The 23,383-nt window shown below is 62.7% G+C and carries 22 protein-coding genes and 1 riboswitch; of the genes, 13 read left to right on the top strand and 9 right to left on the bottom strand.

Features of this window, described 5'->3' with window-relative positions; all coding sequences use genetic code 11:
• The first annotated feature begins 65 nt into the window (after window positions 1–65).
• A complete protein-coding gene (locus AC1DXU_RS20670; RefSeq protein WP_477371969.1) occupies window positions 66–479 on the top strand; it encodes a tellurite resistance TerB family protein in 414 nt (137 codons plus the stop codon).
• Between the two features lie 89 nt (window positions 480–568).
• Here AC1DXU_RS20670 and AC1DXU_RS20665 read toward each other — a convergent pair whose 3' ends face one another.
• Window positions 569–1,378, bottom strand: coding sequence for a transporter substrate-binding domain-containing protein (locus AC1DXU_RS20665; RefSeq protein ID WP_477372255.1), 810 nt, complete (start codon window positions 1,376–1,378; stop codon window positions 569–571).
• A gap of 310 nt (window positions 1,379–1,688) precedes the next feature.
• Between AC1DXU_RS20665 and AC1DXU_RS20660 the strand changes: the two genes are divergently transcribed.
• From AC1DXU_RS20660 to AC1DXU_RS20650, 3 genes are all read left to right on the top strand, one after another.
• Window positions 1,689–2,420, top strand: a complete 732-nt coding sequence (locus AC1DXU_RS20660; protein ID WP_477311634.1) for a helix-turn-helix transcriptional regulator — start codon at window positions 1,689–1,691, stop codon at window positions 2,418–2,420.
• Window positions 2,421–2,516: 96 nt separating this feature from the next.
• Window positions 2,517–3,155: an acyl-homoserine-lactone synthase gene (locus tag AC1DXU_RS20655; RefSeq protein ID WP_477311635.1), complete on the top strand. Its 639-nt coding sequence runs from the start codon at window positions 2,517–2,519 to the stop codon at window positions 3,153–3,155.
• A 32-nt stretch (window positions 3,156–3,187) separates the two neighbouring features.
• A complete protein-coding gene (locus tag AC1DXU_RS20650; protein WP_477371967.1) occupies window positions 3,188–3,937 on the top strand; it encodes an enoyl-CoA hydratase-related protein in 750 nt (249 codons plus the stop codon).
• An 80-nt stretch (window positions 3,938–4,017) separates the two neighbouring features.
• On the opposite strand, the gene ppk2 is transcribed toward AC1DXU_RS20650, so the two are convergent.
• Window positions 4,018–4,920, bottom strand: a complete 903-nt coding sequence (ppk2, locus tag AC1DXU_RS20645) for a polyphosphate kinase 2 (protein ID WP_477371965.1) — start codon at window positions 4,918–4,920, stop codon at window positions 4,018–4,020.
• Window positions 4,921–5,031: 111 nt separating this feature from the next.
• Between ppk2 and AC1DXU_RS20640 the strand changes: the two genes are divergently transcribed.
• The 3 genes from AC1DXU_RS20640 (at window position 5,032) to AC1DXU_RS20630 (ending at window position 8,228) form a co-directional block, all read left to right on the top strand.
• Window positions 5,032–6,297 carry an ATP-binding protein gene (locus AC1DXU_RS20640; RefSeq protein ID WP_477371964.1) on the top strand — a complete coding sequence of 422 codons (1,266 nt, stop codon included), beginning with the start codon at window positions 5,032–5,034 and terminating at the stop codon, window positions 6,295–6,297.
• A 106-nt stretch (window positions 6,298–6,403) separates the two neighbouring features.
• Window positions 6,404–7,129 (top strand): phosphate signaling complex protein PhoU, encoded by a 726-nt coding sequence (gene phoU, locus AC1DXU_RS20635; protein WP_477371962.1) that lies wholly within the window; start codon window positions 6,404–6,406, stop codon window positions 7,127–7,129.
• Window positions 7,130–7,220: 91 nt separating this feature from the next.
• Window positions 7,221–8,228: a magnesium and cobalt transport protein CorA gene (locus tag AC1DXU_RS20630; protein ID WP_477371960.1), complete on the top strand. Its 1,008-nt coding sequence runs from the start codon at window positions 7,221–7,223 to the stop codon at window positions 8,226–8,228.
• Between the two features lie 126 nt (window positions 8,229–8,354).
• Here the strand turns inward: AC1DXU_RS20630 and AC1DXU_RS20625 are convergent, their stop codons facing one another.
• The gene (locus AC1DXU_RS20625; RefSeq protein ID WP_477311641.1) at window positions 8,355–8,873 is read right to left on the bottom strand and encodes a GcrA family cell cycle regulator; all 519 of its coding nucleotides are present in this window, start codon (window positions 8,871–8,873) and stop codon (window positions 8,355–8,357) included.
• 359 nt (window positions 8,874–9,232) lie between these two features.
• Between AC1DXU_RS20625 and AC1DXU_RS20620 the strand changes: the two genes are divergently transcribed.
• From AC1DXU_RS20620 to AC1DXU_RS20610, 3 genes are all read left to right on the top strand, one after another.
• Window positions 9,233–10,432 carry an acetylornithine transaminase gene (locus AC1DXU_RS20620; protein WP_477371958.1) on the top strand — a complete coding sequence of 400 codons (1,200 nt, stop codon included), beginning with the start codon at window positions 9,233–9,235 and terminating at the stop codon, window positions 10,430–10,432.
• 17 nt (window positions 10,433–10,449) lie between these two features.
• Entirely contained in the window at window positions 10,450–11,361 is a 912-nt protein-coding gene (gene argF / locus AC1DXU_RS20615) for an ornithine carbamoyltransferase (RefSeq protein WP_477371956.1), read from the top strand.
• 129 nt (window positions 11,362–11,490) lie between these two features.
• A complete protein-coding gene (locus tag AC1DXU_RS20610) occupies window positions 11,491–12,525 on the top strand; it encodes an Hsp33 family molecular chaperone (RefSeq protein WP_477371954.1) in 1,035 nt (344 codons plus the stop codon).
• A 183-nt stretch (window positions 12,526–12,708) separates the two neighbouring features.
• On the opposite strand, the gene apaG is transcribed toward AC1DXU_RS20610, so the two are convergent.
• Window positions 12,709–13,101, bottom strand: a complete 393-nt coding sequence (apaG, locus tag AC1DXU_RS20605) for a Co2+/Mg2+ efflux protein ApaG (protein WP_477241752.1) — start codon at window positions 13,099–13,101, stop codon at window positions 12,709–12,711.
• 209 nt (window positions 13,102–13,310) lie between these two features.
• On the opposite strand from apaG, the gene AC1DXU_RS20600 reads away from it, so the two are divergent.
• Entirely contained in the window at window positions 13,311–14,465 is a 1,155-nt protein-coding gene (locus tag AC1DXU_RS20600; protein WP_477371952.1) for a ceramide glucosyltransferase, read from the top strand.
• A 30-nt stretch (window positions 14,466–14,495) separates the two neighbouring features.
• Here the strand turns inward: AC1DXU_RS20600 and AC1DXU_RS20595 are convergent, their stop codons facing one another.
• Entirely contained in the window at window positions 14,496–15,686 is a 1,191-nt protein-coding gene (locus tag AC1DXU_RS20595) for an O-succinylhomoserine sulfhydrylase (protein WP_477371950.1), read from the bottom strand.
• 57 nt (window positions 15,687–15,743) lie between these two features.
• A riboswitch (SAM riboswitch) is annotated at window positions 15,744–15,821 on the bottom strand.
• 138 nt (window positions 15,822–15,959) lie between these two features.
• Between AC1DXU_RS20595 and AC1DXU_RS20590 the strand changes: the two genes are divergently transcribed.
• Together AC1DXU_RS20590 and AC1DXU_RS20585 are read left to right on the top strand one after the other, a co-directional pair.
• Window positions 15,960–17,054, top strand: a complete 1,095-nt coding sequence (locus tag AC1DXU_RS20590) for a 2'-deoxycytidine 5'-triphosphate deaminase (RefSeq protein WP_477371948.1) — start codon at window positions 15,960–15,962, stop codon at window positions 17,052–17,054.
• A gap of 97 nt (window positions 17,055–17,151) precedes the next feature.
• Window positions 17,152–17,925 (top strand): ABC transporter substrate-binding protein, encoded by a 774-nt coding sequence (locus AC1DXU_RS20585; RefSeq protein WP_477371946.1) that lies wholly within the window; start codon window positions 17,152–17,154, stop codon window positions 17,923–17,925.
• Between the two features lie 195 nt (window positions 17,926–18,120).
• On the opposite strand, the gene araD1 is transcribed toward AC1DXU_RS20585, so the two are convergent.
• The 4 genes from araD1 to chvE form a co-directional block, all read right to left on the bottom strand.
• A complete protein-coding gene (gene araD1 / locus AC1DXU_RS20580; protein ID WP_477371944.1) occupies window positions 18,121–19,110 on the bottom strand; it encodes an AraD1 family protein in 990 nt (329 codons plus the stop codon).
• Window positions 19,111–19,312: 202 nt separating this feature from the next.
• Window positions 19,313–20,605, bottom strand: coding sequence for a multiple monosaccharide ABC transporter permease (gene mmsB / locus AC1DXU_RS20575; RefSeq protein ID WP_477311650.1), 1,293 nt, complete (start codon window positions 20,603–20,605; stop codon window positions 19,313–19,315).
• Window positions 20,602–22,134 (bottom strand): multiple monosaccharide ABC transporter ATP-binding protein, encoded by a 1,533-nt coding sequence (mmsA, locus tag AC1DXU_RS20570; RefSeq protein WP_477371942.1) that lies wholly within the window; start codon window positions 22,132–22,134, stop codon window positions 20,602–20,604. Before mmsA ends, mmsB begins: the two co-directional genes overlap by 4 nt.
• Before the next feature lie 122 nt (window positions 22,135–22,256).
• A complete protein-coding gene (chvE, locus tag AC1DXU_RS20565) occupies window positions 22,257–23,327 on the bottom strand; it encodes a multiple monosaccharide ABC transporter substrate-binding protein (protein WP_183445507.1) in 1,071 nt (356 codons plus the stop codon).
• Window positions 23,328–23,383 lie beyond the last annotated feature (56 nt).

Raw genomic sequence — 23,383 nt, 5'->3', positions numbered from 1 at the left:
GCGCTTTTTCCTTGCGGCGCCGATGCCGCCTTCCTACCTTCGAGGCCCGTTCGAGGAGTTTTTGAATGTCGTTGCCGACACCGCATGAAGCCCTGATCTACCTGATGGTCATCACCTCGGCCTCCGACCGCGACATGACCGATGTCGAACTGGCGCGGATCGGAGATGTCGTCCGCTCCTGGCCGGTGTTCGAGGATTTCAAGCAGGACAGGCTGATTGCCATTGCGCAGGACTGCCAGAAGATGCTGCAAGAAAAGGATGGGTTGGAAGGCGTTCTCGAGCGCGTCGCCGAGGCACTGCCCGAACGCCTGCGCGACACCGCCTATGCCGCCGCCTTCGAAGTTGCGGCCGTCGATCTCGAAATGCGCATGGAGGAGGTGCGGGTGCTGCAGCTCATCCGCCGTCAGCTCGATCTCGACACGCTGACCGTCGCCGCAATAGGCCGTGCCGCCAAGGCCCGCCTGCGCACGCTCACCTAGCTCGAGGCCCTGGGGTCAGAAAAAGCTGACCGGGTCGGATCAGAAAAAGCTGACCGGGACCGGATCAGAAAAAGCTGACCGGGACCGGATCAGAAGAAGCTGACCGGGAAATAGCGCAGATAGAATTCGGCGAACGTGCCCTTTATGGAAATCTCCTGCAGGGCGTAGTCCATGGCCGCGGCCAGTGCTGGATCGCCCGCCCTGGTGGCGATGGCCATGCCCGAGCCCAGATATTCGGGCGCCAGATACGGGCCGCCGGCAAAGCGGCAGCAGCCGGCGGCGTCCGAGCCACCCAGCCAGAAGGCAAAGCGCATGCCGTCGCCGAAGGCTGCGTCGATCTTGCCGGCCTTGAGGTCGCCGTAGAGCGCCTCCGGCCCGTCGAAGGTGACGACCTGAACGTTGCCGAAATAATCGCGCAGCATGCGCTCATGCGCGGAGCCGGCGATGACGCCGACGCGCTTGGCTCGCAGCTTGTCGAAGATCGGTTCGGCAAAAGCCTTGGTCTTCGGCATGATAAAGCGCGCGGGAAACTGCAGATAGGAGCGCGAGAAACCGTATTTCGAGCGCGATTCCGGCGTCGCGGCGATGCCGGCGATGATCGCTTCGCCTTCGCCCTTCTGCAGTGCGCCGTCAAGCTCGGCCCAGGGCAGGGCCTGGATCTGGCATTTGTCCGCGATGTCGAGTTCGGCGCAGATGGCCCGCGCCAGGTCGATGTGGAAGCCGGACAGCCGGCCGGCGCTGTCGAGAAAGTTGAAGGGCGGGAAATCGGTGGTTGTAAGGAATCGCAGTCGCGGCAGCGCGGAAAGGTCGGGCTTCGGCAGTCGCTCCTTGGCGTCCCAAAGCACCGGCACCTGCGGCTCTGCGGCACGCGCGATGCCGGCAAGCGACTGCGTCCCGATAAATATAAATATTGACGCCAGGGCGACGGATATCGACGGAAATGTCACGACTAAACTCCACCCGGTTCTGCCTCTTTTTTGGCTTTTGGTACGAAAACGGCGCAGGCACAACGCTTTTTGATTTAAATACGCCGATTTAGGGATATGCTTTAGTGTATTTTGCAAGTAGTTGCATGGCGTCGACTGGAGGGGGCAGTTGTAGGCGCCACAAAGGGAATACAGCTTTGCAATCCGGGGTTGATGGCTAAGTGCGGGTTGGGCACGTACCATTGGTCCCAATATCGGGAGGCAACATGGGGTGGATGTTGCGATGGGCCATTTCGATCGCACTCTGGAATACATAGATCAGCTGCAGCACGCCAACACGGCGGCCGCGGTCTGCGAAACGCTGCTTGGCGTGACCACGAATTTCGGCCTCACGGCGTTGATGGCCGGGACGGTTCCGCAGCCAGGTACGCCGCGTGGCCAGCAAAAGGACCATGTGCTGCTCTGCGACTGGCCCGTGGAGTGGCTGGAGCGCTATGTGGCGCGCAACTATGTCGATCATGATCCGGTCGTCAGCCACATGAAGCAGCTTCAGGCGCCGTTCCAGTGGCGGGAAGCGGCTCAGGGCATTCGCATCGACAAGAGCAGCGGCGAGGTTATGGGCGACGCCAGCGAATTCAAGCTGCGCGACGGCCTGGCCTTCCCGCTGATCACGCTTGATGGCCAGATCGTCATGGTCTCGCTCGGCGGTGAGGCCGTCGAATTGTCGGGCGCCGAGTTCGGGCTGGTGTCGCTGGTCTCGACCTATGCCGTCGGCCGCGCCATGCAGCTCCACACCATGGCGGGCAAGACCATCGATCACATCGAGTTGACGCCGCGCGAGCGCGAATGCCTGCAATGGGCCGCCGTCGGCAAGTCCGAATGGGAGATTTCACAGATCCTCGGCATCTCGGAACACACCTCCGAGAAACACCTTCTTAACGCTAAAGGCAAACTCGGCGCCGTCAATCGCGTGCAGGCGGTCGCGGAGGCGATAAGGCGGGGCTACATTAGTTAGGTCGGCCGCGCCGACCTAGAAGTTCCTGCATACGTGATCACGTAATTTTCTTGCGAAAGCACGGCCGTATTTTCCTCTTGAACCAGGAGAAGACGGATGCTTTTTGCCCTTACCACCCAGGAATTGATGGAACGTCCCGACCTTTGGGAGGCCGTCCATCGTCTACGCTACCAGGTCTTCGTCGAGGAGATGGGATGGACCGATCTGAAGCGCCCCGACGGGTTCGAGGTCGACCAGTTCGACCACGACGAGGCGGTGCATCAGATTGTCATCCGCAACGGCGAGCTCGCCGGTTATCAAAGAATGCTGCCGACGACGCGGGGGCATCTGCTGACCGAGGTGCTGACGGACCTTTTTGAGGGGACGCCGCCTTCCGGCCCCAATGTCTACGAGCTGACCCGCTATGCGGTGGCACCCGGTTTTCGCGACGGCCGGCGCGGCGTGTCGACGGTCGGCACCGAGCTGATTGCCGGCTTCGTCGAGTGGGGGCTGAAGCGCGACGTCAATCAGGTGATCATCGAATTCGAGCCGATGTGGGTCCTGCGCGCGCTGCAGCTGCATTTCCTGGCAACGCCGCTGGGCTACCAGCGCACCTACGGCAACCAGCAGGTCGTTGCCACGCTGCTCACCTTCAATCAGCACACACTTGATGTGGTGCGTTCGCGCCGCAATCATTTCGCACCTGTGCTGGCCAGGGGATATCCCGACCGGTTCGGCTTGAGGCAGGCGTCGTGAGAGTTGAGAGTACCGTGAGAGTGGAGAGTGTAATGAGTATCCATCCGCAAACCGAGTTCCGCAACCATACGCTGATCGTCACCGTGTCTTCGGATGACGGCCGCCCGGTGCTGGACAGGCGGGCCTATGAAAGCCTGGCCAGGACCTTCCACGAAGCTGCCGTCGACGACGATGTGCGCGTCGTGGTGTTGCGCGGCCTGGCTGGCTGCTTTTGCCTTGGCGGCGACTTCTCGGAGTTCCTCGACGCCACCAAGCATCAGCAGCTGATCGCCGCCGTAACCGACATGTTCCGCACGCTGGCGACGTTTCCCAAACCGATCCTTGCCTGCGTCGACGGCGATGCCGTCGGTGTCGGCTGCACCATCCTGTTCCACTGCGACATGGTGATCGCGTCTGGCAAGAGCACGTTCAGGGTGCCGTTTGTGGATTTCGGCCTGGTGCCGGATGCGGCGACCAGCATCCTGGCGCCGCAAAAGCTTGGCTACGCCGGGGCTTTCCGCTTTTTCTGCCTAGGCGACACGCTGGCCGTCGAAGATGCCAAGGCGCTCGGTCTTGTCGCTGAGATCGTGGCGGACGGCAGCGTCGAGGACGCAGCCCTTGCCAGGGCAAGGCAGCTTGCCAAGAAGCCGGTCGCCGCGCTGCTGCAGACGCGCGGCCTGCTGAGAGGCGACACAGGCGCGCTCTGCGACCGCATCGACCACGAGATTTCGCTTTTCCAGCAGGCGCTGCAGGACGACACCACGCTGCGGCGGCTGCAGCGGATCGCCCGGCTGGTGGCATAGCACAAGCCGTCCCGGCGGCAGTGCATCCAGGACAGAAGCAGCCCCTGTCCCGATAGTATCGGGACGGGCCAGGCCCGGGCCTATTTTTTCAGGAACGACGTTCCTTCGCCGACGATCTTCTTGTCTTCCTTGCCGATGACATCGAGATCGCGACCGTCATAGGGCAGCGACAACAGGATGCGGCGCATGACGGCCAGCCGCGCCCGTCGTTTGTCGTTGGCCCGCACGATGATCCAGGGCGCGAATTCCTTGTGCGTGCGTTCGACCATGAGATCGCGCGCCTTGGTGTAGTCGTCCCATTTGGTGATGCCGGCAACGTCGATCGGCGAGAACTTCCAGTTCTTCAAGGGGCTCCAGCGGCGGTCGTGAAACCGTTCGAGCTGGGTTTCCCGGCCGATGTTCAGCCAGAATTTGAAGAAATGGATGCCCTCGTTTGAGATCATCCGCTCGAAATGCGGCGTCTCGTCGAGGAATTTCTCATGCTGCTCCGGCGTGCAGAAGCCCATCACCGGCTCGACACCGCCGCGATTGTACCAGGAGCGGTCGAAGGTGACGAACTCGCCCGCCGTCGGGAAATGGTCGACATAGCGCTGGTAGTACCACTGCCCGACCTCGGTCGGCGTCGGCTTGGTCAGCGCCACGTTGCGCGCGGTTCGAGGGTTCATATATTGGCGCAGCACGAAGATGGTGCCGCCCTTGCCGGCGGCATCGCGGCCCTCGAACAACGCCACCACCCGTTGGCCGGTCGATTGCAGCCATGCCTGTGCCTTGACTAGCTCGATCTGCAGGAGTTCGAGGGTCTTGTCATAGTCCTCGCTTTTCATTTTCTTGTCGTAAGGGAAGCCGCCAGCGGTCAGCTTGTGGTCCTCGACCCAGTCCGGAAGCTCGGGATTCTCGATATCGAACTCGCGCTCCTTGCCGTCGATCGTGATCTTCAGTGGACCCGTTGCGGGCGCAGCGGTCGTTTCCTTGGCATTTTTCATCGAGACGAACCTTTTCAGCTTCCGGACTCATGCTATGGGGAGCCTCAAAGCCGGTCCAGCGGAAGTTTCCAGCCGGCCGACTGAGTGCAAGGGCACGGGGCGCAGGCGCGAATGGCCGACTTGGGCGCAGAGCAGAAAAGCACGGCGCAAGCCGTCGCTATCAGGCTGTGGAACAGCCGCTGGTTGCTTGCCGCCGGGATCGTCGCGGTTCTGGCCGTCTATAGTTTCGCCGGCATGTCCGGCTATGTCGTCCTGCTGGCATGTGCCGTGCTGCTTGCCGCTGCGATGCTGCCAACCGAAACCGCGCGCCAGTCCGACGAAAGTGCGGCTGCCATCGAGGCGAGCGGGCTGCAGCGGCTTTCCGGCGAATATCTCGCCGCCGCCGTTGCCGATCCGTTGATCATTTTCGATCGCACCGCCACCATCGTCCACGCCAACGCCGCCGCCTTTGCCGCCTTTGGCGGCATCGCGCCGGGCATGTCGCTGTCGCTGAAGTTCCGCGCCCCCGAAATGCAGGCCTTGCTCGACAGCGTCCTGTCGGGAAACGTTGCCTCCGATGTCGTCGATTACACCGAAAAGCTGCCGGTAGAACGGACCTATCGGGTGAGCGCGTCTTCGGTCGGCCACGCCACCGATCTCTATGTGCTGGTGTTCAAGGACCAGAGCGAGGCGCGCCGGATCGACCGCATGCGCGCCGACTTCATTGCCAATGCCAGCCACGAATTGCGTACGCCGCTGGCCTCGATCTCAGGGTTCATCGAGACCTTGCGCGGGCCGGCCCGAAACGACCCGGCGGCGCGCGAGCAGTTCCTGCAGATCATGCAGAGCCAGACCGGTCGCATGGCCCGCCTGATCGACGATTTGTTGTCGCTGTCGCGGCTGGAAATGAAGCCCTATCTGGCGCCGGGAACCGAGGTCGATCTGCGCCAGACCATCGACAGCGTCATCGATTCGCTTGGGCCGCTGGCCCGGGAAAACGGCATCGTCATCGAGCGGACGTTCGCCGAGGGGCCGCTGGAAGTGCCGGGCGACCGGGATGAGCTGTTCCAGGTTTTCGAAAACCTGCTCGAAAACGCCTGCAAATACGGACAATCGGGCGGGCGCGTCATAGTGTCGATCGCGCGCACCGATGTCGGTTCCGAACCCGGCATCGACGTCACCATCAGGGATTTCGGCCCTGGCATTCCCGAAGAACACATTCCGCGCATTACCGAGCGCTTCTACCGTGTCGATGTCGAGAACAGCCGCACCCAGAAAGGCACCGGCCTTGGGCTGTCCATCGTCAAGCACATCCTGACACGTCACAACGCCAGGCTTTCGATCAAGTCGGAAGTTGGCAAGGGCGCAGCGTTCACGGTTCATTTGCCGGCTCGCTAACGCGACACTATGTACTAACGGTTCATTTCTTTTTTCTGTCATCCGGCTAGCGTATCAGCGGAGGATTCGAGGAAACGACTCAAGATCCCGGAAAGGCATTTCGTCCATGCAGTCCGTGCATATCGTCAGCGCCTATGATGAAGAGCTGAAGTACCTGTCGAAGCGCATCGCTGCGATGGGTGGGCACGCCGAGCGCATGGTCGAACAGGCGATCTCGGCTCTGGTCAACGCCGATCCCGGCCTCGCCCAGAAAGTCATCCGCGACGACATCGTGCTCGATGAAGGGCAGCGCGAGATCGACGACAAGGCCATCGTCATCATCGCCAAGCGCCAGCCGATGGCGACGGACCTGCGCGAGATAGTCGGTGCGATCCGCATCTCGGCCGACATCGAACGCGTCGGCGATCTCGGCAAGAATGTCGCCAAGCGGGTGGTCGCAGTTATCGACGGGCGCCAGCCGACCAGCCTGTTCCGCGGCCTCGAGGCATTGGCAAACCTGGCGCTTACACAGCTCAAGGAAGTGCTCGACGTCTACGCGTCGCGCTCGGTGGACAAGATCGGCTTCGTGCGCGACCGCGACGACCAGATCGACGCCATGTACACCTCGCTGTTTCGCGAATTGCTGACCTACATGATGGAAGACCCGCGCAACATCACGCCGTGCACGCATCTCTTGTTTTGCGCCAAGAACATCGAGCGGATCGGCGATCATGCCACCAACATCGCCGAGACGATCTACTACATCGTCACCGGCGACCAGATGCCGGCCGAGCGGCCGAAGGGCGACAAGACCGACAAGATCGGTGCTCCGGCAACGCTACCGGTGAAGTGAACGGTCGCCACTCGAACGCTTCATCCTATTGCGCTAAACTATCCGGACGTTAAGCTTCTCGTTCCCTAGGCCACGTTTTCAGGAGGCCGCGATGGAATATGTCCGAGAGTTTGCTCCTGCACCGCCAACGGCGGGCATCATCGCTTCCAGTGTCTATACGGCAGGCCGGCGTGTCGCCGACATTCCCATCGAGGAAGCCGGCGAATGGGCCAAGAAGTCCGGCCACGTCGTCTGGATCGGCCTGCTCGAGCCCGACCGCGAGCTCTTGCTGCGCGTCAAGGCGCAATTCCAACTGCATGAGCTGGCGATCGAAGATGCCGAACATCCGCACCAGCGGCCGAAGATCGAGCAATATGGCGACGCCTTGTTCATCGTTGCCCGCACCGCCCAGCTGATCGATGGCCGCGTCACCTTCGGCGAGACGCATCTGTTCGTCGGCTCAGGCTATATCGTCAGCGTCAGGCACGGTCCGTCGACCTCCTATGCCGCCGTTCGCCAGCATTGGGAGAGCTGCCCGCATTCGCTGGCCAAGGGCGAGGATTTCGTCCTCTACGCCATTCTCGATTTCATCGTCGACAACTACATGCCCGTGCTCGAACAGATCGAGGACGAGGTCGAGGTGATCGAGGACAGGGTCCTGCTGAAGCCGATGACCGGTCCCGACATAGAGCGGCTCTATATGCTGCGCCGCGATCTGTTGCGCCTGCGCAACGCGGCATTGCCGCTGGTGGAAGTCTGTCGCCGCTTGACCAGCGCCGACCTGCCGCAGATCCACACCGCCATGCATCCGCTGTTTCGCGACGTCACCGACCACATCCGCACCGTCCAGGAGAAGATCGACAGTTTGCGCGAGGTGCTGGCCTTCGCTTTCGAGGCCAGCCTGCTGGTCGGCCAGAGCCAGGAAACGGCGATCTCCAAGAAACTCGCTTCATGGGCCGCCATCCTAGCGGTGCCGACGGCATTCGCCGGCATTTATGGCATGAATTTCAACGACATGCCGGAGCTGAAGATGGAGTACGGCTACCCGGTGGTGCTGGCCACAATCGCCCTGATCTGCTCGTTCCTGTACTGGCGGTTTCGCAAGAACGGCTGGCTGTAAGAGAGCGAGTAGCGAATAGGGAGTAGCGAATAGCGCACAAAAAACGGCTTGCCCCTGTCACGGAAGCCAAGCCGTTCTATTCGCTATTCGCTATTCGCTATTCGCTATTCGCTATTCGCTATTCGCTCAGCGGCTCCGCCGCCGCTCCGAAGCCGGCTGGAACGCAACCCGCGCATGGTACTTGCAATAGGGTCCGGTTTCGGCGGCGTCGTTGCCGCAGAAGTGGAAATCCTCCGAAAGCGGATCGCCATTCGGCCATTTGCAGGTGCGCTCGGTCAGTTCGACGAGCTGCAGATGCCGCGAGATCGGTAAGACGACGTTCTCGACCGGGCGGATGTAGTGGCGCGCGACCGGTTCGGCATCGAACTGCGTCTGCAGCGCGTTGGCGCCGATCGAGGTGGTGACATGGCGCGTGGCACTTGCGGCGCGCGCCACCGATTTCTGGATGGTCGACCCCTGCACCGCCTTCTTCTGGCGCGCCGGCGTCGCGGTCGAGCGTCCGCGGCCCGAAAGCTTCAGCCGGTGCACCTTGCCGATGACCGCGTTACGGCTGACCCCACCAAGCTGTGCGGCAATCTGGCTGGCGCTCAGACCCTCCGACCACAATTTCCTGAGAAGTTCGACCCGCTCGTCAGTCCAGTTCATGAGACCGCGCTCCTGTAAGCGTGCGACGGCCGGAATCCATTCCCGACCCGGCAATCTTTTGCCGGGGCAGACACCACATATATCAGGTGATTAGGTCCGCCGCACGAAATCTAGTTATTTCCCGACTACAATTACCTCATGCGCTGACTCGGTGACAAGAGTCCGAAGTGCAACACGAATCGGTTTTTTAGGTTTTCCCCAACTTGCCCGGTCGCTTATGAGCCGGCGTCTCGTCGGGGGTGCTTGCCGCGCGCCTTTGCACGACGTTTTCGTTGACTTCATGGCCGAAAAACACGATAAGCCGCAAAGGCCGCCGCTTGGGCGGCTTTTTTGATTTTCCGGTTCCGGAGACGCATATAATGAGCGGTTCGGCGCTTTTCGAGACCTTTGCTCGCGCACCCCTGGCTTTCGACCACGGGGAAGGCACCTGGCTGGTCACTGACAAGGGCGAGCGATATCTCGATTTTGCCGGCGGCATCGCCGTGAATTCGCTCGGCCACAGCCATCCGCACCTGGTCGCCGCGCTCACCGAGCAGGCAGCCAAGCTCTGGCACGTCTCCAACCTCTACGAGATTCCGGCGCAGAGCAGGCTCGGCGAACGGCTGGCCGACGCGACTTTCGCCGACAAGGTGTTCTTCACCAATTCCGGCGCCGAGGCGCTGGAATGCGCCATCAAGACGGCGCGGCGCTATCAATTCGTCAACGGCCATCCCGAGCGCTTCCGCGTCATCACCTTCGAAGGCGCCTTCCATGGCCGCACCCTGGCGACCATCGCCGCCGGCGGCCAGTATAAATACCTGGAAGGCTTTGGCCCCAAGGTCGAAGGTTTCGACCAGGTCGGCTTCGACGACATCGACGCCGCCGAAAAGGCGATCACGCCGGAGACAGCGGCGATCCTGATCGAGCCGGTGCAAGGCGAGGGCGGTATCCGCCCGGTGCCGACGCAGTCGCTGAAGCGGCTGCGGCAGCTGTGCGAACAGCACGGCCTGCTGCTGATCTTCGACGAGGTCCAGTGCGGCATCGGCCGCACCGGAAAGCTGTTCGCGCATGAATGGTCGGGCGTCACCCCTGACCTGATGGCGATTGCCAAGGGTATCGGCGGTGGCTTCCCGATGGGCGCCTGCCTTGCCACCGACGAGGCCGCGGTCGGCATGACCGCAGGCGTGCACGGGACAACGTTCGGCGGCAATCCGCTGGCCATGGCCGTCGGCAACGCCGTGCTCGACGTGGTGCTGGAAGACGGCTTCCTCGAGGACGTCCAGCGCAAGGCGCTGCTGATGAAACAGGGGCTGGCGGCTGTTGCCGACGAATTTCCCGATGTCATCGAAGGCATCAGGGGCACCGGGCTGATGCTCGGCCTCAAATGCGCGATGCCCAACACCAAGGTCAACATGGCGCTGCGCGACCAGTATTTGCTGGCGGTGCCGGCCGGCGACAACGTCATTCGCCTGCTGCCGCCACTCACCGTCACCGACGCCGAGATCCACGAGGCGCTCGACCGCATCCGCGCCGGTGCCCGGGGCCTGGCGGATGCCATCGCCGCGGCTGCCGCGAAGTAATCCCGGAACCATTCCTGATGTCACTTCGCCATTTCACCGATCTTTCCGCCGTTTCCGAAGGCGACCTGCGCTTCATGCTGGACGATGCGGTGCTGCGAAAGGCCAGGCTCAAGGCCGGCGAGCGGACCAGGCCGCTCGAAGGCAAGGTGCTGGCGATGATCTTCGACAAGCCGTCGACGCGCACGCGCGTGTCGTTCGACGTCGGCATGCGCCAGCTCGGCGGCGAGACCATCATGCTGACCGGGACCGAGATGCAGCTCGGCCGCTCCGAAACCATCGCCGACACCGCCAAGGTGCTGTCGCGCTATGTCGATGCGATCATGATCCGCACCACCTCGCATGAGCGGCTGCTGGAGCTGACCGAGAACGCGACCATCCCCGTCATCAACGGGCTGACCGACGACACACATCCCTGTCAGCTGATGGCCGACATCATGACCTTCGAGGAACATCGCGGTCCGGTGGCCGGCAAGACCATCGCCTGGACCGGCGACGGCAACAATGTGCTGCATTCACTGCTCGAGGCCTCGGCGCGGTTCAGCTTCAACCTGAATGTCGCCGTGCCCGAAGGCAGCGAGCCGGCGCAGAAGCACATCGACTGGTCGAAGGCAAATGGCGGCAAGCTCAGCTTCACCCGCTCGCCCGAGGAAGCCGTCGATCAGGCCGATTGCATCGTCACCGACTGCTGGGTGTCGATGGGCCAGGAGCATCGCGCCCGCGGCCACAATGTCTTCTCGCCCTATCAGGTCAATGCGGCTCTGATGGCGAAGGCCAAGCCGGACGCCCTGTTCATGCACTGCTTGCCGGCGCATCGCGGTGAGGAAGTTACCGACGAGGTCATCGACGGGCCGCATTCGGTGGTGTTCGACGAGGCCGAGAACAGGCTTCATGCCCAGAAGGCGGTGCTCGCCTGGTGTCTTGGCGCTTGAAGTGTCTTGGCGCTTGAAGTGTCTGGGCGCCTGAGGTGTCTGGGCGCTTGATCTGCGGGGGCGCGATCCCTATTTGCGCCGCATCACGCAAATCAAGCGCGTTTGGACGCATGTGCCCCTCCGGGCCGCATGGCCGCGCCCTGGAGCTTTGTCATGTTGGAAACCTATGAAGTGACTGAACATCACCCCAAACTCGGCGAATTCGGCTATGCCGGCGACGATCATGTCGTGCCCTTCGAGGTCGGCCCGCTCGACGTGCGCGGCCGCACGGTCCAGCTCGGGCCGATGCTCGACGCCATCCTCAGCCGCCACGACTATCCCGAGCCGGTCGCCCGCCTGCTGGCCGAAGCCTGTGTGCTGACGGTGCTGCTTGGCACCTCGCTCAAGTTCGAGGGCAAGTTCATCCTGCAGACCCGCACTGACGGGCCGGTCGACATGCTGGTGGCGGATTTTTCCACGCCCTCGGCGCTGCGGGCCTATGCGCGCTTCGATGCCGACCGGCTGCAAGCCTTGATCGCTGCCGGCGAAACGTCGCAGCAGACGTTGCTTGGCAGCGGCGTTTTGGCGCTGACCATCGACCAGGGCGCTCACACGCAGCGCTATCAGGGCATCGTCCAGCTTGACGGCGAGACGCTGGAAGACGCCGCGCGCACCTATTTCCGCCAGTCGGAGCAGATCCCGACCGATCTCCGGCTTTCAGTGGCCAAGCTTCTGACGCCGGGCCCCGGCGGCGCCCGCGAGCAATGGCGCGCCGGTGGAATCCTGGCGCAGTTCCTGCCGCAATCGCCCGAGCGCATGCGCGTGCCCGACATTTCGGGCGGCGACGGCGATCCGCGCGACATCACGCATGAACCGGCCGACAATTCCTGGCAGGAACTAGTGGCGCTGCTCGGCACCATCGAGCCGACCGAACTGATCGACCCGACGATCGGCGCCGAGCGGCTGCTCTACCGGCTGTTCCACGAGCACGGCGTGCGCGTCTTCGCCGGCGTTCCGGTCGCCGACCAGTGCTCATGCTCGCGCGACAAGATCCGCGGCATCCTCGAAGGGTTCTCCGCACAGGAGATCAAGGACTCGACCGAGGATGGCGGCATCCACGTCGCCTGCGAGTTCTGCTCGAAGCAGTATGACTTCGACCCGGCGGAGTTTGCAGCGGCGCAGTAAGATCTCTTCCTTCTCCCCGTTCTACGGGGAGAAGGTGCCCGAAGGGCGGATGAGGGGCAGCGCGACGCTGGCGCATAGTCTCCGCGTCACTCAGTCATATCCACAAGAAGTCTCCGGAGGTCGGCGCCGCCCCTCATTGCCCTGCCGGGCATTTCTCCCCGTATAAAGACGGGGAGAAAGACGCTAATTCACCGTCCGCCTTGTCCCCGGCAGATCCAGCGAAAACGCCGGGATGGCGATGTCGAATGTCTCGCCCCGCTTGTTGCGCATGGTGTAGTGGCCGACCATGATGCCGGACGGCGTCGAGAGCGGGCAGCCGGACGTGTATTGATAGCTGTCGCCGGGGTTGAGTTCGGGCTGGTCGCCGACGACGCCGGCGCCGCGCACTTCCTCGACCCGGCCGGTGCCGTCGGTGATGTGCCAATAGCGCGACAAAAGCTGCACGAAATCGTCCGACTGGTTGTCGATGGTTATCTGATAGCCCCAGACATAGCGGTTCTCCGAGGGATCTGAGCGATCCTCCAGATAGAACGGCCTGACCTGCACTTCGATGTTGCGCGTTACGGCGCGGTACATGGGCTACTCCAAGGCGATGTGAGCGGAACTGTCGGCGCTCTCCCCGGCCCGGTCAACGACCTCAAGCGCAGGTGCCGCCAAACAATGTCATTTAAGTGACACATGACAATGATGGTGTGCCCGGACTATGTGCGGGCGACTCAAGCGCTCTGTCGAACTGTTGAAAGCGGCCATTCGCGGTCGGCTTTTCCCGGAGTGATCAGATCTCGATGGAACTGACAGTCATAGCTGCTGCCCTGCTTTCGATAGCCCTGCTTCTTTCAAACCTCGCCGGCATCCTGCTTGCTTCATTCAAGCTGAGACGGCCGCGCACCCTTGCGCCGCCTGCCGGCAAGGCACCGGGGGTTTCGATCGTGGTGCCGGCGCGTGGCGTCGAACCGTTTACCGAGGAGACCCTGGCACGCGCCTTCTCGCTCGACTGGCCGCGCTATGAGCTCCTTTTCTGCGTCGCCCACGCCGACGATCCGGTGGTCAAGCTGATAAACAGGGCGATCGCCCGGTTTCCTGAGATACCGGCCCGCTTGCTGTTTGGCGACGACCGCATCAGCGCCAATCCAAAACTCAACAATTGCGTCAAGGGTTGGGAAGCGGCGCGCCACCACTGGGTCATCCTTGCCGATTCCAACGTGCTGATGCCGCGAGACTATGTCCAGCATCTGCTGGCGGCATGGCGCGACGGCACCGGCCTTGTCTGCTCGACGCCGATCGGCTCGCGTCCGGACGGGTTCTGGGCGGAGGTCGAATGCGCTTTCCTCAACACGCTGCAGGCACGCTGGCAATATACCGGCGACGCGCTTGGCCTCGGCTTTGCCCAGGGCAAGAGCATGCTGTGGAACAAGCCGATGCTCGACGCCAATGGCGGCATCCGCGCGCTGGCCGCCGAGATCGCCGAGGACGCCGCTGCTACCAAGCTGGTCAATGGGCTCGGGCTGCGCGTCAACCTTGTCGCCTCGCCCTTCGAGCAGCCGCTTGGCCAGCGCAAATTCGACGAAATCTGGTCACGCCAGGCGCGTTGGGCGCGCCTGCGCCGCGTCACCTTCCCGTTGTTCTTCGCACCCGAGATCCTGACCGGCGCGGCTGTGCCGCTGGTGCTGGCATTGTTGGCGGCGGCGGGCGCCGGCCTCAGCCTGCCGGCAACCACTGTCGCTGTGCTCGCACTCGCCTACCTGCCGGAATGCGCCCTGGCCTGGGCCAAGGGCTGGTACCTGTCGCTGCGCATGATCCCGGCGCTGATGGCGCGCGACGTGATGCTTCCCGCCCTTTGGGTGCGCGGCTGGCTGGGCGGCGCCGTCGACTGGCGCGGCAACGCGATGACCATCGGCACCAAGGCGGCCGAACTGGAAGAGACGCCGTCGGGCGCCTGAGCACCCGCGCCTTGTCGTATCCGGCGACGCCTATTTGGCCGACTTGAGCGCCTGTTCGATGTCCGCCAGCAGATCGTCGACATCCTCGAGACCGACCGACAGCCGGAGCGTTCCCGGCCCGATGCCGAGTTCGGCACGCGCCTCGTCGCTCAGATTCTTGTGCGTCGTCGTCGCCGGATGGGTGATCAGGCTCTTGGCATCGCCGAGATTGTTGGAGATCAGCACGATGTTGAGCGCGTTCTGCAAGGCGAACGCCGCCTGCTTGCCGCCCTTGACGTCGAGGCAGATCAGCGTCGAGCCGCCCAACATCTGCTTCTTGACGACATCAGCCTGCGGATGGTCGGCGCGGCCCGGATAGATGACGCGGGCGATTTCCGGCCGCTCAGCCAGGAAATCAGCGATCTTGCCGGCACTTTCGGTCTGCTGGCGCACCCGCAGCGGCAGCGTCTCCAGGCCTTTCAGCAGCGTCCAGGCGTTGAACGGCGACAGGCTGGGACCGGTGTGGCGGAAATAGTCGTGCAAATTCTCGTCGATCCACTTCTTGTCCGACAGGATGATGCCGCCCAGGCACCGCCCCTGGCCGTCAATGTGCTTGGTCGCGGAGTAGACGACGATGTGGGCGCCGAGCTGCAGCGGCTTCTGCTGCAGAGGCGTGGCAAAGACATTGTCGACGATCAGCCGTGCGCCGATCGAAGTGGCAAGTGCTGCGACCGCGGCGATGTCGACCACTTCCAGCGTCGGATTGGTCGGGCTTTCCAGGAAGAACAGTTTGGTGTTCGGCCTCACCGCCTTTTCCCAATTGGCGATGTCGGTGCCGTCGACCAGTGTCGCCTCGATGCCGTATTTCGGCGCCAGCGTCTCGATCACCCAGCGGCAGGAACCGAACAGCGCGCGCGCCGCTACGATATGGTCGCCGGCCTTGGCGCTGCACAGAAGCGCTGCCGTCACCGCCGCCATGCCGGAGGCCGTGGCGCGCGCGTCTTCGGCACCTTCCAGCGCGCACATGCGCTTTTCGAACATGTCGACCGTCGGGTTGGCGTAGCGCGAATAGATGAAACCCGGCTCTTCGCCCTTGAAGCGGGCTTCGGCTGCCTGCGCCGTCTCATAGACATAGCCCTGGGTGAGGTACATCGCCTCGGACGTTTCGCCGAATTGGGAACGCAGCGTTCCCGCATGTACGAGTGCCGTCTGAGGCTTCCAGTTACGCTTCTTGGTGCTCATCGCTTTTGTTCCAGACACAAAAAAACCGGCCGCGAAAGTCGCAACCGGTCCATACGGCCTTGCGGCCCGACGGTCCTTTAGCGACTTGTTTAACGTGGCTGCAAGCCGACCGGCCAAATCACCACGGGATAACGACCCTTTAGACCTGCACCGCGCTTGCGTCAATTCCCGGCTTGATTAAGAGGTTTGTACCAAGCAGGTTCCGCAAAAGTGTTCCACGGTTTTGCGGCAAGAACCTGCGGCAAGAAAATCGTCTGGCCTAGGAGCAGAGCCTTGCGGCAGACAGGCATTCTTCCCGATCAGGACATCTCGGCGCTGTTCCAGTCCGGTGCGCTGAAGTCGCCGCGTGCGCTCGATGTCGACCAGATCCAGCCGGCCAGCCTCGATCTCAGGCTGGGCGCAAAGGCCTGGCGGGTGCGCGCTTCCTTTCTGCCCGGGCCGAGCCACAAGGTCGCCGAAAAGCTCGACCGGCTGAAACTGCACGAGATCGATCTCGCCGAAGGGGCGGTGCTTGAAACCGGCTGCGTCTATATCGTGCCGCTGCTCGAAAGCCTGACGCTGCCTGCCAACATTTCCGCATCGGCCAACCCCAAGAGTTCGACCGGACGGCTCGACATCTTCACCCGGGTGATGACCGATCGCGGCCATGAGTTCGACAAGATCGCCGCCGGCTACGACGGTCCGCTCTATCTGGAAGTCAGCCCGCGCACTTTTCCGATCGTCGTGCGCACCGGCTCGCGCCTGTCGCAGATACGGTTCCGCACCGGCAATGCGCTCTTGTCGGAGGCTGAGCTGAGCGAATTGCATCGCGCCGAGATGCTGGTCGCCACCGAGCCACCCAACATTTCCGGCGGCGGCATTGCGCTGTCGATCGATCTCGACGGCGACAAGGATGGGCTGGTCGGCTATCGCGGCAAGCATCACACCGGCCTGGTCGATGTCGACAAGCGCGCCGCGCAGGATGTCGTCGACTTCTGGGAGCCGCTCTACAAGCGCGGCGCCGGCGAACTGGTGCTCGATCCCGACGAGTTCTACATACTGGTATCGCGCGAGGCGGTGCACGTGCCGCCGCTCTACGCCGCCGAGATGACGCCCTTCGATCCGCTGGTTGGCGAATTCCGCGTCCACTATGCCGGCTTCTTCGATCCGGGTTTTGGCCATTCGGCGTCCGGCGGCACCGGCAGTCGGGCGGTGCTCGAAGTGCGCAGCCATGAAGTGCCGTTCATTCTCGACCATGGCCAGATCGTCGGGCGGCTGGTCTACGAGCACATGCTTAAGCGGCCGCAGGCGCTCTACGGCACCGATCTCGGCTCCAACTACCAGGCGCAGGGCCTGAAGCTGTCCAAGCACTTCCGCGCCGCGCGCTGATCTTCCTTGTCACCGTCAGACTGCGCTTGCCTGACCCGGCGTGCCGTGCTTGGCTGCAGCCAGGCCGTCAGAAAGACGTAAATCAAGGGGAACAAAAATGCAGATTTCGAGATGGATCCTATCGGCGGCAAGCGCTGCCATGCTGGTCATTGCTGCCGGCTCCTTGTCGGCGCAGGCCGCGGAAAAACTGAAGATCGGCACAGAGGGTGCCTATCCGCCATTCAACACCATCACGCCGGACGGCAAGGTCGTCGGCTTCGACATCGACATCGCCGATGCGCTTTGCGCGCAGATGAAGGTCGAGTGCGAGATCGTCACGCAGGACTGGGACGGCATTATTCCGGCGCTCCAGGCCAAGAAGTTCGACGCCATCATCGCCTCGATGAGCATCACCGAGGAACGCAAGAAACAGGTCGCCTTCACCAACAAATATTACACGACGCCGCTTGCCATGGTGGCCCTGAAGGACAGCGAGCTCACCTCGACCGAAGCGGCAGCCCTTGCCGGCAAGACGGTGGGCGCCCAGGCGTCGACCACCCAGGCCGATTATGCCCAGGATGTCTATGGCAAGGCCGGCGCCGAGGCCAAGCTCTATCCGACCCAGGAAGAGGCGATCACCGATCTGACCAACGGCCGCCTCGACGCCGTCATCTCGGACAAGTTCGTGCTGGTCGACTGGATGAAGAAGGCGAGCGACGGCTGCTGCAAGATGATCGGCGACATCAAGGGCACCGAGACGCAGGCCGGTATCGCCGTGCGCCTCGACGACACTGCACTGCGCGACAAGCTCAATGCGGCCATCGACGCCATCGTCGCCGACGGCACCTACAAGAAGATCCAGGCCAAATATTTCGACTTCGATATTTATTGAGGCTGGAGCTGCAATCTCCCCCCTCGTGGGGGAGATGCCCGGCAGGGCAGAGGGGGGCGCGACGGATCGCGACCTCTCCTTTTCGGCGGTAGGAAACAGCCTGAAGGCACAGTTGTTTGATTGAGACGCTGGAGGGACAGCGCCCCCCTCTGGCCTGCCGGCCATCTCCCCCACGAGGGGGGAGATTACCCAGTCTTACAGCGCCTTCACCGCCACCTTCACCGGCTGCTCGATTTCGAGCGGATTGCGCAGCGGCAGGCCGAAATCCTTGGCTTCGATTTCGAACGTATCGCCGGCCTCGGTCCTGATGCCGTCGGCAAACGACAGCGTCGCCGTGCCGAACATGTGAACATGCACGTCGCCCGGCTGGCGGAAGGCCGAATATTTGAAATGGTGGTGTTCGAGATTGGCGATGGTGTGCGACATGTTCGCTTCGCCCGACAGGAATGGCTTTTCCCACAGCACCTTGCCGTCGCGAACGATGCGCGAGGCGCCCCTGATATCCGACGGCAGGTCGCCGATCAGGATCTCCGGCCCGAACGAAGCGTTGCGCAGCTTGGAATGCGCCAGGAACAGATAATTCACCCGCTCGGTGACGTGGTCGGAAAACTCGTTCGACAGCGTGAAGCCGACGCGGAACGGCGCGCCGTCGTCGCCGATGACGTAGATGCCGGCGACTTCCGGCTCCTCGCCGGCGTCCTGGGCGAAAGCCGGCGACATGAGTGGCGCACCCGGCGCTACCGCCATGGTGCCGTTGCCCTTGTAGAACCATTCCGGCTGTACGCCGGTCTGGCCCTTCGCCGGCTTGCCGCCTTCCAGCCCCATGCGGAACATCTTCATCGAATCGGTGAGCTGTTCCTCGCCGTCGGTGAGCTTCTTGTGCATGGAATCGCGCGTTGCCGCCGAGCCGAGATGCGTAAGCCCCGTGCCGGTGAGATGCAGATGCGCGGGATCGGGGTGGTTGATCGGCGACAACAGCCGCCCCTTCTTGTAGGCGCCGTCGAGATCGACGGCCTCGCCGAAGCCTTTGCGCTCGATCAGCGCGACCAGCCCGGTGCCGGTGCGCGCGGCTTCCATCGCCAGCGAATAGACGCTGCGCGCGCCGTTGATGATCCGGGTCTTGCCGCCGTTGCGGGCGACGACGCGGATCGTCTCGGCGTCGTCGAGGATCTGGGAGATCAGCATGATATACCCTCTCTCTGGTGACTAGGCCCGGCTGCCGGCGTGGCAAACCCTGACCGTCGCGGCTCGGGACCATTCCGCGCCACGGGTGAAATTCTTCGTCGGGATAGCGCTTCGCGGGCCTGGTCCCCTGGGGGACTTCTATGCGCCGGCGGGTTGCCGGCAGCCGCGATGTGACCCGTATGCCTTCCTGGTTCCCTCGCCTTCAACCCTTGTTCTTGTTGTAGACGTCGAAGACCACGGCGCCGAGCAGCACCAGGCCTTTGACCACCTGCTGCCAGTCGACATTGACGCCCATGATCGACATGCCGTTGTTCATCACGCCCATGATGAAGCCGCCGACCACCGCGCCGATGACCTGGCCGACACCTCCCATCGCCGAAGCGCCGCCAATGAAGACCGCGGCGATGACGTCGAGCTCGCTGCCAAGGCCCGCCGCAGGCACGGCCTGCCCCAGGCGCGCCGCTATGATCAGGCCGCCAAGCGCCGACAGCACACCCATGTTGACGAACACCATCAGGGTCAGCCGCTCGGTCTTGATGCCCGACAGCTGCGCCGCCTTGGCATTGCCGCCCATGGCGTAGATGCGGCGACCGATCGTCATGCGTTTGGTGACGAAGACGAACAGCGCGATCAGCGCGCCCATCACCATGAGTACGATCGGCAGGCCCCTGTAGCTGGCGAACTGGTAGACCAGGAACAGCGCCAGCGCGCTGGTCACCAGGGTCTTGACGACGAACAGCGTGAAGGGCTCGGCCTGATAGCCATGCGCTTCGCGAGTACGCCGTGCCTTCAGCCCGAAATAGGCATAGGCGAGCACGGCGATCAGGCCCAGCACGATCGTAGTCATGTGCAGGGTCATGCCGCTGCCGATAATGGTCTTGCCGGCGGCGTTCACCGTCGGCGGTATCAGCGTCAAGGGGCCGATCAGGTCTGGAATGAAGCCGGAGCTGAGCGCCTTGAAGCCGTCTGGAAGCGGCCCCACCGAAGACCCGCCACCCAGCAGCGCCTGGCAGATGCCGCGAAAGATCAGCATTCCCGCCAGCGTGACGATGAAGCTCGGTATTCGGTGATAGGCAATCCAGTAGCCTTGTGCCGCGCCGATGCCGCCGCCGATGATGAGGCAGATAATCGACACCACCAGCGGATTGCTGAACGGTCCGAGCGGCCAGATGACCATCATCATCGCCGCCAGCGCGCCGATGAAACCGGCGACGGAGCCGACGCTGAGGTCGATATGGCCGGAGACGATGACCAGAAGCATGCCCAGCGCCATCACGATGATGAACGAGTTCTGCTGCACCAGATTGCTCAGGTTCACCGGCTTGAACAGGGTGCCTGAGGTGGTGAACTGGAAGAACACCATGATGGCGATCAGCGCCAGAATCAGGCCGTAGTCGCGCAAATTGGTGATCAGCGCCGAGACGGCAACGCGCGGCCCCTGCTGCACATCTTCGGCGACGCCGCTTTTCGGCGCGGGAGCGCTTTCTGTGGTCATGATGCTTTTCCTTCTCCCCGAACGATGGCGCGCATGATCTTTTCCTGGCTGGCGTCGCTCGCCGCCATTTCTCCAACCATGCGCCCTTCATTCATGACGTAGATGCGGTCGGTGATGCCGAGCAATTCAGGCATCTCCGAAGAGATGACGATGATCGCCTTACCCTCGGAGGCGAGGCGGGCGATGATGGTGTAGATTTCATACTTGGCGCCGACGTCGATGCCGCGCGTCGGCTCGTCGAGGATCAGCACTTCCGGATTGGCAAACAGCCATTTCGACAGCACCACCTTCTGCTGGTTGCCGCCCGATAGATTGCCGGTCATCTGATAGACGCTGGACGAGCGGATGTTGGTCTTGGCCTTGTAGTCGTTGGCGACGGCGAGTTCGCGCAAATCGTCGATCACCGCGTGGCGCGAGACGCCGCCAAGGTTGGCCAGCGTGATGTTGTGCTTGATATGATCGATCAGGTTGAGACCGTAGGTCTTGCGGTCCTCGGTGACATAGGCAATGCCATGGGCTACCGCCTTGCTGACCGAGGAGACATCGATCGGCTTGCCGTTGAGCAGCACTTCGCCGGTGATGCGGCGGCCATAGGAGCGGCCGAACAGGCTCATCGCGAATTCGGTGCGTCCGGCGCCCATCAGCCCGGCGATACCCACCACCTCGCCCTTGCGCGCGGTAATATCGATGCCCTTGATCACCTGCCGTTCGGCATGGATCGGATGATAGACCGACCAGTTCTTCACTTGCAGCACGACCTCACCGATCTTCGGTTCGCGCGGCGGATAGCGGTCGTCGAGCGAACGCCCGACCATCGAGGTGATGATGCGGTCTTCGGAAATGTCTTTCTTGGCCAGCGTCTCGATGGTCCGCCCGTCGCGGATGATGGTGACCTTGTCGGCGACTCGGTTTATCTCGTTGAGCTTGTGCGAGATCAGGATCGAGGTGATGCCCTGCCGCTTGAATTCGAGCAAAAGGTCGAGCAGCGTCTGGCTGTCCTTTTCGCTGAGCGATGCCGTCGGCTCGTCGAGGATCAGCAGCTTGACTTCCTTGCTGAGCGCCTTGGCGATCTCGACCAGCTGCTGCTTGCCGACGCCGATATTGGTGATCAGCGTCTTAGGGTCCTCCTTGAGGCCCACCTTCTTCAGCAAGGCGCTGGTGCGCGTCTCGTTGGCATTCCAGTCGATGACGCCGAATTTGGCGTGTTCGTTGCCAAGGAAAATGTTTTCGGCGATCGACAGCATCGGCACCAGCGCAAGTTCCTGGTGGATGATGACGATGCCCTTGTGTTCGCTGTCGTGAATGCCTTTGAAATGGCATTCCTCACCACGGTAGACGATCGCGCCGTCATAAGTGCCGGATGCATAGACGCCCGACAGCACCTTCATCAGCGTCGATTTGCCGGCGCCGTTCTCGCCGACCACGGCATGGATCTCGCCTTCCTCGACGCTGAGGTTGACGTTCGACAGCGCCTTCACGCCGGGGAACGTCTTGGTGATGTCGCGCATCTCCAAAATCGTCGAGGCCATCAGGAATACCGCTCCTTCGAGGTCCGGATCAATGCCGGAAGGCTAGTATGCGAATTTTGGATTCGCCGCGCTAGCAAAAAGGGGCCCCGCTGTACGCGGGACCCCAGGCTTTGTAACCGAGATTACTTCAGGTCTTCGGCCTTGATGTAGCCGGAGTCGACGACCAGCGCCTGGTAGTTCGACTTGTCGACATCATGCGGCGTCAAAAGGATCGAAGGAACGACCTTGACGTCGTTGTTGTAGGTCTTTTCGTCGAGGCCTTCCGGCTTGCCGCCCGAGAGCACCTTGTCGATCAGGCCGACAGTCGCCTTGGCCAGTTCGCGGGTGTCCTTGAACACGGTCGAGTACTGCTCGCCCGAGATGATCAGCTTGACCGAAGCGGTCTCGGCGTCCTGGCCGGTCACGATCGGCCAGGGCTGAGCGTCCGTGCCGTAGCCGACAGCGCGCAGCGAGGCGGTGATGCCGCGCGACAGGCCGTCATAGGGCGACAGAACGCCATCGACGCGGCTGCCGTCCGAGTAGTTGGCGGAGAGCAGGTTGTCCATGCGCGCCTGGGCGGTGGCGGCGAGCCAACGCAGCGTGCCGACCTTGTCCATGCCAGTCTGGCCAGACTTGATCTTGATCGAGCCGTCATCGATCAGCGGCTGCAGGACGGAAATCGCGCCGTTGTAGAAGAAGAAGGCGTTGTTGTCGTCCGGCGAGCCGCCGAACAGTTCGACGTTCCACGGCTTGGTGTTCGGGAAACGCTCCTTGAGGCCCTTGACGAGGGAGTTCGCCTGGATCACGCCGACGCCGAAATTGTCGAAGGTGGTGTAGTAGTCGACATTGGCGGTCTTCTTGATCAGGCGGTCATAGGCAACGACAACGACACCGGCGTCAGCGGCCTTCTGCAGCGCGTCCGACAGGGTGGTGCCGTCGATCGAGGCGATGATCAGCGCCTTCGGGCCCTTGGTGATTTCGTTTTCCAACTGGCTGAGCTGGTTCGGAATGTCGTTCTGCGCATACTGCAGGTCGACGGTGTAGCCCAGAGCCTCGAGCTGGGACTTGACGGCGTCGCCGTCATTGATCCAGCGCTGCGATTCCTTGGTGGGCATCAGCACGCCGATCAGGCCTTTGTCTGCTGCGTGCGCCGAGTAGGTCATGGCAGCGATGCCAAGGGCCGCAACGGCGGCCAGCGTCTTGATGATTTTCACTTAACTCTCCCTGGTTGATGGACGCGGCACCCCGGGGCTTCGCGGGCCGCGCAGTC

Source organism: Mesorhizobium sp. P3_A10, assembly GCF_056403175.1.
This window is presented reverse-complemented; position numbering and strand designations above follow the sequence as displayed.

Bases quoted from the DNA above. Each gene is read 5' to 3' on its own strand.
- AC1DXU_RS20670 (WP_477371969.1), top strand. From the start codon at position 66: ATGTCGTTGCCGACACCGCATGAAGCCCTGATCTACCTGATGGTCATC.
- AC1DXU_RS20660 (WP_477311634.1), top strand. From the start codon at position 1,689: ATGGGCCATTTCGATCGCACTCTGGAATACATAGATCAGCTGCAGCAC.
- AC1DXU_RS20655 (WP_477311635.1), top strand. From the start codon at position 2,517: ATGCTTTTTGCCCTTACCACCCAGGAATTGATGGAACGTCCCGACCTT.
- AC1DXU_RS20650 (WP_477371967.1), top strand. From the start codon at position 3,188: ATGAGTATCCATCCGCAAACCGAGTTCCGCAACCATACGCTGATCGTC.
- ppk2 (WP_477371965.1), bottom strand. From the start codon at position 4,920: ATGAAAAATGCCAAGGAAACGACCGCTGCGCCCGCAACGGGTCCACTG.
- AC1DXU_RS20640 (WP_477371964.1), top strand. From the start codon at position 5,032: ATGGCCGACTTGGGCGCAGAGCAGAAAAGCACGGCGCAAGCCGTCGCT.
- phoU (WP_477371962.1), top strand. From the start codon at position 6,404: ATGCAGTCCGTGCATATCGTCAGCGCCTATGATGAAGAGCTGAAGTAC.
- AC1DXU_RS20630 (WP_477371960.1), top strand. From the start codon at position 7,221: ATGGAATATGTCCGAGAGTTTGCTCCTGCACCGCCAACGGCGGGCATC.
- AC1DXU_RS20625 (WP_477311641.1), bottom strand. From the start codon at position 8,873: ATGAACTGGACTGACGAGCGGGTCGAACTTCTCAGGAAATTGTGGTCG.
- AC1DXU_RS20620 (WP_477371958.1), top strand. From the start codon at position 9,233: ATGAGCGGTTCGGCGCTTTTCGAGACCTTTGCTCGCGCACCCCTGGCT.
- argF (WP_477371956.1), top strand. From the start codon at position 10,450: ATGTCACTTCGCCATTTCACCGATCTTTCCGCCGTTTCCGAAGGCGAC.
- AC1DXU_RS20610 (WP_477371954.1), top strand. From the start codon at position 11,491: ATGGCCGCGCCCTGGAGCTTTGTCATGTTGGAAACCTATGAAGTGACT.
- apaG (WP_477241752.1), bottom strand. From the start codon at position 13,101: ATGTACCGCGCCGTAACGCGCAACATCGAAGTGCAGGTCAGGCCGTTC.
- AC1DXU_RS20600 (WP_477371952.1), top strand. From the start codon at position 13,311: ATGGAACTGACAGTCATAGCTGCTGCCCTGCTTTCGATAGCCCTGCTT.
- AC1DXU_RS20595 (WP_477371950.1), bottom strand. From the start codon at position 15,686: ATGAGCACCAAGAAGCGTAACTGGAAGCCTCAGACGGCACTCGTACAT.
- AC1DXU_RS20585 (WP_477371946.1), top strand. From the start codon at position 17,152: ATGCAGATTTCGAGATGGATCCTATCGGCGGCAAGCGCTGCCATGCTG.
- araD1 (WP_477371944.1), bottom strand. From the start codon at position 19,110: ATGCTGATCTCCCAGATCCTCGACGACGCCGAGACGATCCGCGTCGTC.
- mmsB (WP_477311650.1), bottom strand. From the start codon at position 20,605: ATGACCACAGAAAGCGCTCCCGCGCCGAAAAGCGGCGTCGCCGAAGAT.
- mmsA (WP_477371942.1), bottom strand. From the start codon at position 22,134: ATGGCCTCGACGATTTTGGAGATGCGCGACATCACCAAGACGTTCCCC.